The following is a 13,320-nucleotide window of genomic DNA, read 5'->3' on the forward strand; positions in this document are numbered from 1 at the left end:
GCCGGGAAGGCGCGCGCCACTGGGGGCGCACGCCGATGGGCGGTCAGGGGGTGCGCAGGTGAGCTGGAGTCGGACGGCGAGCAGGCGTCGGGGGCGCGAAGGTGATCCGGTGTCGGATGGGCGAGCGGGGTCAGAGGGTGCGCAGGTAGGCGAGGCCGTCCACGGCGAGCGCGTCCTGGCTCTGCGCGAGGGGCCGCCAGATGGAGGCCGCGGTGGCGATGGTCTGGTTGTGCGCGGTGAAGGACTCGATGACGAGCGGCCCGTCATAGCCGGCGTCGTGCAGGGCCCGGGTGAAGCCGGGCCAGTCGAAGCGGTCGGCGCCTGGGGTGCCGCGGTCGGTGCCGCACACCTGCACGTGCGCGATCCGGCCGGCCGCGGCCCGGGCCGCCTGGGCGGGGTCTTTCTCCTCGATGTTCATGTGGTAGGTGTCGAGTGCCAGGTGGCAGTCTTCGGGCAGCGCCTCCAGTGCTTGTTCGACGGTGTTGATGAGGCTGGTCTCGTATCGGTTGAGCGGTTCGACCGCGAGCTTGATCCCGCGCTCGGCCGCGTGGTCCAGGACGGGCCGCAGGTTTTCGCGCAGTTCGGCGTAGGCGGCGCGGCGCTCGTCGGGTGACAGCCGCCAGGTGCGGCCGACGGAGGTGTAGGCCGGCCCCCCGATCACGGGGGAGCCGACGGTCGCTGCCGCGTCGACGCAGTGCCGCAGATAGTCCTGGGTGTCGCGGACGGTTTGTGGGGAGGCGGCCACGAGCTCGCGCCCGGGCGGCATGACCAGCACCACGGAGGCGGCCAGCCCGTGCTCGGCCAGCACCGTCGCGGCCTTGTCCGGGTTCCAGTCGCCGGGCTGCTCGACGGGCAGTTCGATGACGTCGAAGCCCCACCCGGCGATGCGGGGCGCGAGCCGGGCCAGGTCGTGGTCGGTCAGCGGGGAGACCCAGACCCAGGTGTTCACGCCGATGGAGAACAATGGCATCCCTCTTCGTCGTCGAATGGGCGCAAGGAGCCGGTCAGCTCTTCGCCGTGGGTTCTCGCGAGGAACCGGTCAGCTCTTCTTCCCGCCCCAGTTCTCGGGGAACCCGGGCAGGGTTTCGCAGCCGCACAGCGCGTAGTGCAGCGGCGGCATGTTGGGCTTGAGGTAGGTCGACAGGTTCTCCGAGGTGACCTTCGGCTGCGGCAGGTTCCACATCTTGGGCACTTCCTCGCCCTTGAGGATCTTCAGTGCGGCGATGATCGGGGTGCGCCACTGGTAGGTCGGATAGGTGGGCGCGACGGCGGTGAGGCCCGCATCCTTCCACTTCTGCAGGAAGTCCTGCTGGTCCTCGCCGTTGATCGGCGGCACCGGCACGCCGGCGTCCTCGAACGCCTCGATCGCGGCCACCGCCGTGGCGCCGGCGTCCATCCAGACGCCGTCGATCTTGCCGTACCGCTGGATGTAGTCGCTGACGATGCTCTTGGTCTTGGCGGCGTCGCCGTCGGTGAACTCCACCCCCGCCACCTGGACCTTGCTCTTGTCGAACACCACCTTGGCCGCCGACCAGCGGGTCTCCAGCACGTCCACGCCGGGCAGGATGCGCAGCGCCAGCACCTTCCCGCCGGCCGGCACCTTCTCGACCAGGAACTCGGCGGCGTCGGCGCCGAAGGCGTAGCCGCCGATCGGCTTGATGAACGTCACCGGGCAGTCGGTCTGCACGCCCCGGTCGAACACGATCACCGGCACCTTCGCGCAGGCGGCCGTCACGGCCGGGGTGAGCGTGGCCGTGGTGTTCGGCGAGACGATCAGCGCGTCGCAGCCCTTGGCCTGCAGCTCGGCGATGTCGGAGATCTGCTTGTCGTCCTTGCCCTCGGCATCCAGCGCGGTGAACTTGGTGATCTCCTTGTGCAGGCCGGCCTCGGCCTGCATCGTCTTCCAGCCGACCTGGCGCCAGGGGTTGTTGACCGCGGCGTTGGAGAAGCACAGGTGGTATGGCCCGTCCTTCTTGTACTTGGCCGTGCCGGTCATCTGCGGGGCGATGGCCTGCTCCCACGGCTTGTCGGTGGGACCCTGCGGGGTCTGGGTGCGCATGGCCAGCTGGGCGTCGAAGTCCGCCTGCACGAAGAACTTCGACTGCGCGCCCGTGCCCGACCCTTGAGCGCTCGTGGCGGGAGCCGCGGACTGGGTGGTGGACGCCGGCTTGTCGGTGGTACAGCCAGCGAGGACCAGCGCGGCGAATACCGCGGCTGTGGCCTTATGACGCGGCATGTGCGTCTCCTCTTCGGGGGGTGAACTTCCGGGGAAGTCGGATGGCTCCCGCCGCGACCGCGGCGATGATGATGACGCCCTGCACGGTGAACTCCAGCGCTCCGGAGATCCCATACAGGTTGAGCAGCGTGAACAGCGCCTCCAGGGTGAAGGCGCCGGCCATGGCGGCCAGCACGGAGCCGCGCCCGCCGCCGAGCACCACGCCGCCGAGCACGACCGCGGTGATGGCCGAGAACTCCAGCCCCTGACCCACCTGCGCCGAGACCCCGGCGAAACCGCCGAGCAGGATCGCCGCGACGGCGGCGGCCAGACCGGACAGCATGAAGGCGAAGATCTTGGCCCGGTCGACCCGGACCCCGGACAGGGCCGCGGCACGCTCGTTGTCGCCGGTGGCCATCAGCGTTTTGCCGAAATCGGCGCGCATGAGCCAGATCGCCGCCGCCCCCATGGCCAGCAGGATCAGCACCGACCACGGCACCGGCCCGAGACCGCCGCGGCCGAAGGCCCGAAAGCCCTCCGACAGGGCGCCGCGCGGCGCGCCGCCGGTCCACAAGAACACCGCTCCGGACAGGATGAGCAGCATGCCGAGCGTCACGATGAACGACGGCACCCGCAGCTTGGTGGTGACCACGCCGTTGACCAGCCCGACCAGCAGCCCGGCGACGATCAGCAGGGCGATGACCGGCCAGGTCGCCGCATCGTCGCCGTCGATGAGCCGCGCGGCGATCACCACTTCGGCCGTCACCAGCGAGCCGACCGACAGGTCGAACTCGCCGCAGACGATGACGAAATACTGTCCCGCCGCCAGGATCACCAGCGGCGCGGCCCGTTTGAGGAACGCCAGGAACCCGGCGGGCTCCAGGAAGAGAGGGTTGGCGACCGCGATCGCGGCCAGCAGCACCAGCAGGACCACGAGGATGGGAAGTGCCCGCTTCATGCCGACCGTCCCTTGATACGCCGGGCGTAGACGGCCACCGCGATGACGATGACCACGCCGCGGACCACGTCCTTGACGAAAGAGTTGACCTCAAGCTGGTTGAAGATGGTGTCCAGGACGGCCAGCAGCAGGACCCCGCCCACCGTCCCGGCGACGCCGCCCTTGCCGCCGGCCAGCGCGGTCCCGCCGAGCACGACCGCGGCGATGGACTCCAGGTCGTAGCCGCCATCGGTGCCGACCGTGGGCGCGCCGGCGCCGAGCCGGCTGGCCAGCAGCAGACCCGCGACGCCGGCGCAGACGGAGCAGAGCACATGCGTGAGCACGATGACCCGGCCCGTGCGGATCCCGGACAGCCGGGCGACCTCCTCGTTGCCGCCGACGGCGTAGATGCGGTAGCCCAGCCGGGTCCTGCTCAGCAGGAACCAGGCCACGACGGCCACGCCCGCCCACAGCAGGGCGGAGACGGGGATCGGCCCGATCCGGGAGTAGCCGAGGATCTGGAACGACTCGGGCACCTTACCGGCCGGGCCGTCGTACAGATGGTCGACCACGCCCCTGATAATGAGGGCGACGCCGAGTGTGGCGATGAAGGCGTGCACCCGGAGCCTGGTGATGACCAGCCCATTGACCAGCCCCACCAGCGCGCTGACGGCCAGCACCGCGGCGATGGCCGGCACGATGTTGCCGTCCTGGCCCGCCATGATCTCCGCCGCGATCAGCGAGGTCAGGCTGATCAGGTACGCCACGGACAAATCGAGCGACCCGGCCAGGATCGCCAGCGTCTGCCCGACCGCCACGATGCCGAGAGCCGCCGAACGCTGCTGGATCCCGACGACGCTCTCCATGGTCAGGAACTGGCCGCCGTCGAGCGCGACGAGGACCCAGCCGACCGCGACCAGGCCGAACAGCGCCAGGAACACCACGTGCGTGGGCTCACGTAACCGGGCCGCCAGGCCACCGTGCGCCTCGCCGCCGAGGGCGGGACGGCGACTGCGTGACAGGGTGTCCATTCAGGCCACCTCTCCCGCGGCCAGGCGCATGACGGCCTCCTCCGAGGCCCCGGCCGGCAGCGCCCCCGCGACGCGGCCATCGCGCAGGACGACGACGCGGTCACTCATGCCGATGAGCTCGGGCAGCTCAGAAGAGATCATCATGATGGCCATGCCGTCATCGGCGAGCTCGCGCATCAGGTCATGGATGGCGGCCTTGGCGCCGACGTCGACGCCCCTGGTCGGTTCGTCGAACAGCAGCACGCGCGGCGCCATCGTCATCCATTTGGCGAGCACGACTTTCTGCTGGTTGCCTCCGGACAGGTAGCGGACCTCCTGTTCCTGGCGCGCAGGCGACAGGCGTACCCGTTCGAGCAGGCCGGCGACGCCGTCGCGGCCCTTGGCGCCCACCGCGCGGGCCACCAGCAGGGCGTTGTCACGCACGGACTGGCGCAGCGCGAGCCCTTCGGCCTTGCGGTCCTCGCTCACCAGCCCGATGCCCATGGCCACGCCCTCCCGGACCGAGCGGGGGCGCGACGGGGTCATCTCACCCGTGGTGAACGGCTCCGCACCGAAGATCGCTTTGGCGAGTTCCGACCGGCCGGCTCCCTGCAGGCCCGCGATGCCGACGATCTGCCCGGCCCGCAGCTCCAGATCGATGTCGCGCAGCTTGTGATTACCCGCTCGGTGCAGGCTGAGCCGTACCTCACCGGTCGCGGTCGAGCGGGGCGGGAAGTAGGTGCCGAGATCGCGGCCCACCATCAGGCGGATCAGCTCGTCGGAGGACACCTCGCCGATCGGGACCGTCGTGACGAGCTTGCCGTCCTTGAGCACGGTGACCCGGTCGGCCAGGTCGAACACCTCGCGCAGACGGTGGGAGATGTACACGACGGCGACGCCACGCTCCCGCAGCCGCCCGATCAGCCGGTAGAGCAGCTCGACCTCGTGCTCGGCGAGCGCCGCGCTGGGCTCGTCCATGACGACGAGCCGGGCGTTCACCGACAGCGCCTTGACAATCTCCACGACCTGCTGCTGGGCCACCGACAAGCGCCTGACCGCGTCGCGCGGGCCGAAGGAGTGCTCGCCGAGCTCATCGAGAAGCCGCGCGGTCGCCTCCTCCATGGCGGCCCGATCCACCAGGCCGCGCCGGACGGGCTCGCGCCCGAGGAAGACGTTCTCGGCGACGGTGCGCTCGGGCAGCAGGTTGAACTCCTGGTAGATGATCGCGATACCGGAGCGCTGCGCCTCGATCGGATGGCCGAAGAAGACGGGGTGACCGTCGATCTCGATCGTGCCCTCGTCCGGCGGGTGAACGCCGCAGATGATTTTCATCAGGGTGGACTTTCCGGCGCCGTTCTCGCCGACGACGGCGTGCACCTCGCCGGCCGCCACGTCCAGGTCCACTCCGGACAGCACCCGTACGCCCAGGAAACTCTTGCCGATGCCACGCATGCTCAGCACTCAATCCACCCCCCGGTCCGCGCCGAGGTCAGGACGGCCTCGCAGATGGCGGCGGCTCGGGCGCCGTCCGCGAACACCGGCAACCCGTCACGATGCTCGTCACGGAGCGCGGCGTAGGTGTCGGCGACGAAGGCGTCGAAGCAGTCATGGTAGCCCTGAGGGTGTCCGGCCGGGAGCGGCGAATACGGCTGGGCCGCCTCGGAAAGGATCGCCGGGTCGCGCAGGAGCGTCCGCGATCCGCTGCGGTCGCCGACCCAGAGAAGCTCGGGCTGTTCCTGGTCGAACGCGAGGCTCGCCTCGGTGCCTGAGATCTCCAGGAACAGGCGGTTCTTGCGGCCCGGGGAGACCTGGCTCGTGGCCAGCGTGCCGACGGCCCCTGAGGCGGTGCGGAACTGGACGGTCGCCACGTCCTCCGTCACGACGGGCGCGTTGGTCGCCCGGCTGGACTGGACGATGGCGGTCTGCGCGCAGACGCTGACGATGCGGTCGGCGGTGACGAACTCCGCCAGGTCGCACCAGTGGGAGCCGATGTCGGCGAATGTCCGGCTGGGCCCGCCGAGCTCGGGGTCCACCCGCCAGTTGTCGTCGTCCGGGCGGAGCAGCCAATCCTGCAGATAGCTTCCCTGGATCAAGCTGATCCTGCCGATGTCACCGCGGGCGACCCGTTCCCGCGCCTCCCGCACCATGGCGTGGAAGCGGTACACGAACGGCACCGTCGCGACCAGTCCCGCCTCGGCCGCCCGGCCCGCCATGAGCGCGGCGGTCATCGCGTCGCCGGCCAGCGGTTTCTCGCAGACGACGGCCAGCCCGGCCGACAGCGCTTTGAGGACGAATGGGGCGTGGAGATGGTTGGGGGTGCAGATATGCACCAGATCGATCTCGCCCGACTCGATGAGCTCGTCGGCCGAGGCGAAGACCCTGGCAGCACCCAGTCCAGCCTCCTGCGCCTTCTCTAATCGCGATCCGGCCACCCCGGCGATCGTTGCCCCGGCCATGCGCGCGGCGCGGGCATGCACCCGGCCCATGAAACCGGTGCCGACGATCCCTACACGCGGAGCATCATCCGGTTTCCGGCTTATGTCCCTCATGTTGCCGGATGCTAGATCGCACTTATGCCGACGGTCAAGCAAAAGTTGAAGCGTAAATGGCATAATGGCGCATGAGGGATCATAGGAAGTGTGCATCTCTCGACGAAATGGAGCGCTTGTTGACTGAGAGCATGCTGACCGGCACAAGCAGCCCGGCGGCCGGAGCGGGGGCTCTGCTCTCGCTCCTGCGCGACGGGCGGGCCCGCACCCGCGCTGAGCTGGTCGAGCTCACCGGCCTGGCGCGGTCCACGGTGTCCCTCCGCCTCGACGCCTTGCTGAGTCAGCGCTGGGTGGTGCCGGCCGACGACGTGATCTCCTCTGGCGGCCGTCCGGCGACGGCGTTCGCCTTCAACAAGAGTGCGCGGATCGTACTCGCGGCTGACCTGGGTGCGACGCACGCCAGGCTCGCCGTGACCGACCTGGCGGCCACGATGCTGGCCGAGCAGGAAGTGGAGATGCCCATCGCCCGCGGTCCGGAGGCCGTGTTGACCTGGCTCGTGGGCGCCTTCCGCGAGCTCCTCACCGAATGCGACCGCCGTCTCGCCGACGTGTGCGGAGTCGGCGTCGGCCTGCCGGGTCCGGTGGAGCATGACACCGGCAAGCCGGTCAACCCGCCGATCATGCCCGGCTGGGACGGTTTTCCCGTGCCTGACTGGCTCGGCGCTCGACTTGGTGTCCCTGTGCTGGTCGACAATGACGTGAACATGATGGCGCTGGGTGAATACTGGGCCGGGCGGTCCGGGGCCGAGCACCTCATCTACGTCAAGATCGGCACCGGCATCGGCTGTGGCATCATCAGCGGCCGCAGCCTGCACCGCGGTGCGCAAGGTGCGGCGGGGGACATCGGCCACATCCGGGTGCCCTCGTCCGAGGAGAACGTGGTGTGCCGCTGTGGCAACGTCGGCTGCCTGGAGGCCGTGGCGGGCGGCGCGGCGCTGGCCGCACGCCTCCACGCGGCAGGCCACGAGACCGCCGACAGCCGCGACGTCGTACGCCTGGTGCGTGCGGGCAACACCGAGGCCATCCAGCTGGTCCGGCAGGCAGGCCGGGAGGTCGGCGTCGTCCTGGCCTCCATTGTGAACTTCTTCAACCCAGCCGTGATCTTGATCGGCGGTGACCTCGCGGGAGCGGGCGAGCACCTGCTCGCCGGGCTTCGAGAGGTGATTTACAGCAGGTCCCTGCCCCTCGCCACCCAGCATCTGAGCATTCGTGTCAGCGAGCTCGGCGACCGGGCGGGGGTGGTCGGCGCGGCGGTGATGATGATCGAGCACATGCTGTCGCCGGAGGCCGTGGACCAGGCGTTGTCGGCCTGAGCGAACCAGTTAGGGCGAGAGTCGGCAGACTTATGCTTGACCGTCGATAAAAGGACTCTTACGATCCGCGTAATCCCATACCGGTATGTCACCTCCATACCGGTATACGCGGAATGAACAGGAGCTCCTATGCGCAAGGTCGGTGTCTGGTTCGTCGGAGCACGCGGATCCGTGGCGACCACCGCGACCATCGGTGCCGCCGCGGTCAGGGCGGGCGCTTTACCGGCCCAGGGATGCGTCACCGAGTCTCCGGACTTTCCCGGAGGTCTGGTTCCGATCGCCGGCCTGCTCTTCGGCGGCCACGACATCACTGAAGTCCCCTTACGCAAGCGCGCCGAACAGCTGAGCAAGGCGGGAGTGGTGCCGGCGGGCCTGCCCGGACTGCTCGACCAGGATCTCGACGCCGCCGACGCGGAGATCAGACCGGGTCATGTTCCCGGCGACAACACCCAGGCGACAGCCGCGGCCCGCCTGGCCGACGACATCGCCGACTTCCGCGACCGGCACCGGCTCGCCCGGGTGGTCGTCGTCAACGTCTCGTCCACCGAGCCTCCCGCCGCCCCACGCCCGGAGTTCCAGAGTCTGGCCGACCTCGAAGAGCGGCTCGCCGCGGGCGATGAGGTGCTGCCGACGAGCTCCCTCTACGCCTACGCCGCGTTCCGCGCCGGCTGCGGCTACGTGGAGTTCACCCCCTCCACCGGGCCCACCCTGCCGGCCTTGGCCGAGCTCGCGGAGTTGCGGTCCGTCCCGTATGCCGGGCGCGATGGGAAGACCGGCGAGACCCTGGTCAAGAGCGCCCTGGCGCCCATGTTCGCGCAGAGGTCGCTGCGGGTCCGCTCGTGGTCCGGGCTCAACCTGCTCGGCGGGGGAGACGGCGCCACCCTCGCCGACCCGGCGGCCCGGGCGAGCAAGGCGCTCTCGAAGGACCGGGCCGTCGCCGGGATCCTCGGCACGCCCGTCGAAGGAGAGACGCACATTGACTACGTCGAGGATCTCGGGGAGTGGAAGACCGCCTGGGATCATGTGACCTTCGAGGGCTTCCTCGGCGTGCGCATGAGCCTCCAGTTCACCTGGCAGGGTTGCGACTCGGCGCTCGCCGCGCCGCTCGTCCTGGATCTGGCCCGGCTGGTGGCTCGCGCGCACGAGCGCGGGCGGTACGGCGTGCTGGCAGACCTCGGCTTCTTCTTCAAGGACCCGCTGGGCACGGACGAGCATGCGCTCGCCGTCCAGTACTCCCGGCTGCGCGCGTTCGCCGCGGACCTGGCCGGGGATGCCTCGTGAAGGCGCTGCTCGAACTGGTCCGTGCCCCCGCCGCGCTGTCGGTGCCGGGGGACATGATGGCCGGGGCCGCCGCCGCCGGGCGGAGCTCTGCGCCTGGCCTAGCCCTCACCTCGGTGCTCATCTACTGGGCGGGCATGGCGCTGAACGACTGGGCCGATCGCGAGGCCGACGCCGTCGAACGGCCGGAACGCCCCATCCCCTCGGGCCGGGTACGCCCGGGCACCGCGCTCGGCATCGCGACCGGGCTGACCGGCGCGGGTCTGATCGTCGCCGCGGCGTCCGGCGGTCGCCGCGCCCTGGGAGCGGCCGGGTTACTGGCCGGTGCCGCGTGGGCGTACGACCTGGGACTCAAACGGACCCCGCTGGGACCGGCCACGATGGCGAGTTGCCGCGCACTGGACGTGCTGCTCGGCGCGGGCCCACAGGTCAGGGCCGCCGCCCCGATGGCGTTGGCGATCGGCGCCCACACCTACGGGATCAGCATCCTCGGCAGAGCCGAAGTGGCCGGGGCGACGGTGAAGACAGTGCGCGGCGCGCTCGCCGCCAGCACCGCTGCGGCCGGGCTGGCGGCCGCGGGTGCGTTACTCGGCGCGCTGCCCGCTGGCAGGTGGCTCGCGGCCCGGATGGCCACGTCATGACCCCGATCGGCGTGAAGGCTCCGGCCCTGAACTGGGCCTATTGCACCAACGGATTTGCCGGCCATCGACTCCACGAGGCTCTCGCCATCCTGTCCGAGCTGGGCTACACGGGTGCCGCCATCACCCTGGATCATGGCCATCTGGACCCCTACGCCCCCGGATTGACCGCCGAGGTGAACCGCATCGCGGGTCTGCTCGACCGGCTCGGCCTGAACGCGGTCATCGAGACGGGCGGTCGCTACACCCTGGACCCCCGGCGCAAGCACCATCCCACCCTCATCAGCGACGGCGCCGAGCGCCGCGTCGGATTCCTGAGCCAGGCCATGCGGATCGCCGCTGACCTGGGCGCTCCCGTGGTGCACCTGTGGAGCGGGGTCAAGCCCGAGGACGTGCCCGAGGAGACGGCGTGGGCCCGGCTGGCGCGCCAGTGCGAAGGACTCCTCTCCACGGCCGACCGCCTCGGCATCACGCTCGGATTCGAGCCCGAACCCGGAATGCTCGTGGAGGACCTGGCCGGATTCGAGCGGCTGCGGGCCATGCTCGGCGGTCACCCTCGCTTCGGGCTCACCCTCGACATCGGGCACTGCCGCTGCCTGGAGCCGGACGATCCGCCCGCCTGCGTACGGCGGGCGCTGCCGTATCTCGTGCATGTGCAGATCGAGGACATGCGCCGAGGCGTCCACGAGCACCTGGAGTTCGGCGAGGGCGAGATCGACTTCCCGCCGGTGCTCGCCGCGCTGGCCGGCTATCGGGGGCAGGTGGCCGTGGAACTCGCCCGGCACTCTCATGCGGCGCCGCAGGTCGCCCGCCGGTCGATCGATTTCCTCAGGACGGCGAGTCAGGAAGGAAGGAGGCAGTATGGGCGAGATGGAGCCGCGGGCGGAGGAGTGGCCGGCGCGGGCGCTTGACGATCCTGGCGGCCCTGCCCGAGCTCGGCCTCGGCGCGGCGGCGATCCCGCTGGTCGAGGACGCGTTGCGGACCAACGACGCGCGGCTGGTGGCCGCGGCCCTGGGGCCTTACGGCGCGCAGCGGCTCGACGACCACGCCTTCCGCCAGGGCGTGCTCAAGTGCGTCTTCATGGAGATCCCGCTGGCTTCCATCGCCGGGCTCGACCGGCGGACCGACGTCGAGCCGACCCGCATGCTGTCGGACTTCGCGACGGAGCGGCGGGCGGCCGGACGCCCGGTTCCCCACGACATCCTGGAGAGGATCTGATGCGCATCTTCGACCCGCACATCCACATGACCTCCCGGACCACGGACGACTACCAGCGGATGTGCGACGCCGGGGTACGCGCCGTGGTCGAACCCGCCTTCTGGCTGGGCCAGCCGCGGACCAGCGTCGGGAGCTTTCTCGACTACTTCGACGCGCTCCTCGGCTGGGAGCCGTACCGCGCCGCGCAGTACGGCATCCACCACCACTGCGCCCTCGCGCTCAATCCCAGGGAGGCGAACGACCGCGCTGCGCCGAGGTGCTCACCGAACTGCCGCGATACCTGCTGAAGGACTCCGTCGTCGCAGTCGCGCGTACAGGTCGCGCAGGCCGCCCGACGCCGCCGGCGAACGCGCTGAAGGGTGTGGAACCACCTTCCAGGCCAACGGCGCGCAGGGCATAGATCTGGGGCTGCAACGGGCAGCCCGACCAGCAGTGGACCACCGTCACTTGACGGCTCCTCCGGTGATGCCGGAGATGATCCGTCTCTGGGCGACGACGAAGACGACGACCAGCGGCAGGCTCATGAGCACGACGTAGGCGAAAACGAGGTTCCAGTTGTTCTGATACAGGTTGCTGCTCGCCACCGAGTACAGGTTCAGGGGAAGTGTCGAGTACGTCCCTCCGCCGAGCACGAAGAAGGCGTAGAAGACGTCGTTCCAGATGTAGAGGCAGATGAGGATCGTGGCGGTCGCGATGACCGGGCGCAGCAGCGGCAGGACGACCTTGATGAAGATGCCGAGCGGCCGTGCGCCGTCCATGCGGGCCGCTTCCTCCACCTCGACCGGTATGGTCCGCACGAAACCGGTGACGAAGAAGATCACCAGCGACATGTACATGCCCATGTAGACCAGCATCATGCCGATCGGCGTGCTGGCCAGGTGGAGTTGCCGGAGCAGCAGCACGATCGTGACGACGGCCGGAGGCAGGATGATCCCGCTGATCGCAGCCGAGTAGAGCACGGCCATGACGCGCCCGGTCCGCCGAGCCAGCACCCATGAGGCCAGCGAGCCGAAGATCAGCACCCCGGCGACGGACGGCACCATGACCAGCAGGCTGCCGAACAGCGCCCACAGCATATGGCCCTGTGAGAACGCCTGGGAGTAGTTGTCCCACAGGTGCCACACCCGCGGGAGGGACAGGTCGGGCAGGTTCGCCTCGCCTTGCGACTTGGCGGAGGTCACCAGGGCCAGCCAGAGCGGGATCCCGATGACGACGGCGGCCAGGACGATGACGACGGCAGGGTGAACGAGGCGGGACCAGCCCCGGGTGGAGTTCCTCACAGGACGCGCTCCCTCTTGCGCAGGTAGCCGATGACAGGGAAGGCCAGCAGAGCGACCAGGAGAAGGAGGGCGAGGCTCATCGTGGTCGCCTGGGCGAACAGGCCGTTGCCGTAGACGCGGAAGATGTAGATGTCGAGCACCTCGGTCTGCTGTGCGGGCCCTCCTCCCGTGGTCGCCAGGATCGTGTCGAACCCGTTGAAGGAGCCCAGCAGCGCGGTCGCGACGTTGAAGGTCACCGCGGGGGCGATCAGCGGGAACCGGATGGATAGGAAGGTCCGCCACCTGCCGGCGCCGTCGATCCTGGCCGCCTCGAGCACGTCGGCCGGGATCGTCTTGAGACCGGCGAGGAAGATCACCATCGCCAGCCCCATCCACTTCCAGGAGTTCACGAAGGCCACCGTCACCACCGTCCACGTGGTGCTGCCGAGCCAGGGGATCGTCACCTGCTGGCCGATGAGAGCGCCGAGGAGCCCGTTGAGCGGACCGTCGGGCTTGAGGAGCGCCTGGAAGGTGTACCCCACCGCCAGGGCGGACATCAGCACCGGGATGAAGAAGACGACCCTGGCGAACCGGTTGATCCGGGTGTCGCGCTCCAGGAGCAGGGCGAGCCCCAGCCCGAACCCCGTCTGCATGATCGCCACCAGGACCGCGTAGACGATGGTGATCCGCAGTGACGACAGCAGGGCGCCGTTGGACAGCACCGCCTTGACGTTCGCCAGCCCCACGGGGCGGATGTCGTCATGGAAGGCAGACCAGTCCGTGAAGGCGTAGACGAAGTTGAAGACGGTCGGCAGGAAGAAGAACACGGCCAGCACGGCGAACGCCGGAGCGAGGAACGAGCTCGGGTACAACACCGCTCGCCGCGGCGAGCGACCGGAAGC

Annotated in this window: 13 protein-coding genes and 1 pseudogene; 6 read left to right on the forward strand and 8 right to left on the reverse strand. The window is 69.8% G+C overall.

Annotation, left to right across the window (positions count from 1 at the left end):
* Window positions 1–130: 130 nt before the first annotated feature.
* From H4W80_RS02795 to H4W80_RS02820, 6 genes are all read right to left on the reverse strand, one after another.
* Complete coding sequence (locus H4W80_RS02795; protein ID WP_225964422.1) at window positions 131–964, reverse strand: sugar phosphate isomerase/epimerase family protein; 834 nt, start codon at window positions 962–964, stop codon at window positions 131–133.
* A 75-nt stretch (window positions 965–1,039) separates the two neighbouring features.
* Window positions 1,040–2,236, reverse strand: a complete 1,197-nt coding sequence (locus H4W80_RS02800; protein ID WP_192783615.1) for an ABC transporter substrate-binding protein — start codon at window positions 2,234–2,236, stop codon at window positions 1,040–1,042.
* Window positions 2,223–3,173: an ABC transporter permease gene (locus tag H4W80_RS02805; protein ID WP_192783616.1), complete on the reverse strand. Its 951-nt coding sequence runs from the start codon at window positions 3,171–3,173 to the stop codon at window positions 2,223–2,225. The genes H4W80_RS02800 and H4W80_RS02805 overlap by 14 nt, the downstream gene beginning before the upstream one ends.
* Window positions 3,170–4,183 carry an ABC transporter permease gene (locus tag H4W80_RS02810; RefSeq protein ID WP_192783617.1) on the reverse strand — a complete coding sequence of 338 codons (1,014 nt, stop codon included), beginning with the start codon at window positions 4,181–4,183 and terminating at the stop codon, window positions 3,170–3,172. The genes H4W80_RS02805 and H4W80_RS02810 overlap by 4 nt, the downstream gene beginning before the upstream one ends.
* Window positions 4,184–5,614, reverse strand: a complete 1,431-nt coding sequence (locus H4W80_RS02815) for a sugar ABC transporter ATP-binding protein (RefSeq protein ID WP_192793229.1) — start codon at window positions 5,612–5,614, stop codon at window positions 4,184–4,186.
* A gap of 2 nt (window positions 5,615–5,616) precedes the next feature.
* On the reverse strand, window positions 5,617–6,711 hold the full coding sequence (locus H4W80_RS02820) for a Gfo/Idh/MocA family protein (RefSeq protein ID WP_192783618.1): 1,095 nt from the start codon (window positions 6,709–6,711) through the stop codon (window positions 5,617–5,619).
* 119 nt (window positions 6,712–6,830) lie between these two features.
* Between H4W80_RS02820 and H4W80_RS02825 the strand changes: the two genes are divergently transcribed.
* From H4W80_RS02825 to H4W80_RS02845, 6 genes and pseudogenes are all read left to right on the forward strand, one after another.
* Window positions 6,831–8,024 (forward strand): ROK family protein, encoded by a 1,194-nt coding sequence (locus H4W80_RS02825; protein ID WP_378526116.1) that lies wholly within the window; start codon window positions 6,831–6,833, stop codon window positions 8,022–8,024.
* Window positions 8,025–8,153: 129 nt separating this feature from the next.
* Window positions 8,154–9,305, forward strand: coding sequence for an inositol-3-phosphate synthase (locus tag H4W80_RS02830; protein WP_192783620.1), 1,152 nt, complete (start codon window positions 8,154–8,156; stop codon window positions 9,303–9,305).
* Window positions 9,302–9,943 (forward strand): SCO3242 family prenyltransferase, encoded by a 642-nt coding sequence (locus H4W80_RS02835; protein ID WP_318786671.1) that lies wholly within the window; start codon window positions 9,302–9,304, stop codon window positions 9,941–9,943. Before H4W80_RS02830 ends, H4W80_RS02835 begins: the two co-directional genes overlap by 4 nt.
* Window positions 9,940–10,851, forward strand: coding sequence for a sugar phosphate isomerase/epimerase family protein (locus H4W80_RS60110; protein ID WP_225963205.1), 912 nt, complete (start codon window positions 9,940–9,942; stop codon window positions 10,849–10,851). The genes H4W80_RS02835 and H4W80_RS60110 overlap by 4 nt, the downstream gene beginning before the upstream one ends.
* Window positions 10,848–11,159 (forward strand): EboA domain-containing protein, encoded by a 312-nt coding sequence (locus tag H4W80_RS60115; RefSeq protein WP_225963206.1) that lies wholly within the window; start codon window positions 10,848–10,850, stop codon window positions 11,157–11,159. The genes H4W80_RS60110 and H4W80_RS60115 overlap by 4 nt, the downstream gene beginning before the upstream one ends.
* Window positions 11,159–11,478 (forward strand): annotated as a pseudogene (locus tag H4W80_RS02845) (TatD family hydrolase); the annotation flags it as partial. The gene H4W80_RS60115 and the pseudogene H4W80_RS02845, both read left to right, overlap by 1 nt.
* Window positions 11,479–11,602: 124 nt before the next feature.
* On the opposite strand, the gene H4W80_RS02850 reads toward H4W80_RS02845, so the two are convergent.
* Window positions 11,603–12,439: a carbohydrate ABC transporter permease gene (locus H4W80_RS02850; RefSeq protein ID WP_192783621.1), complete on the reverse strand. Its 837-nt coding sequence runs from the start codon at window positions 12,437–12,439 to the stop codon at window positions 11,603–11,605.
* The gene (locus H4W80_RS02855; protein ID WP_318786672.1) at window positions 12,436–13,293 is read right to left on the reverse strand and encodes a carbohydrate ABC transporter permease; all 858 of its coding nucleotides are present in this window, start codon (window positions 13,291–13,293) and stop codon (window positions 12,436–12,438) included. The genes H4W80_RS02850 and H4W80_RS02855 overlap by 4 nt, the downstream gene beginning before the upstream one ends.
* Window positions 13,294–13,320 lie beyond the last annotated feature (27 nt).

The organism is Nonomuraea angiospora (genome assembly GCF_014873145.1).
GTDB lineage: Bacteria > Actinomycetota > Actinomycetes > Streptosporangiales > Streptosporangiaceae > Nonomuraea > Nonomuraea angiospora.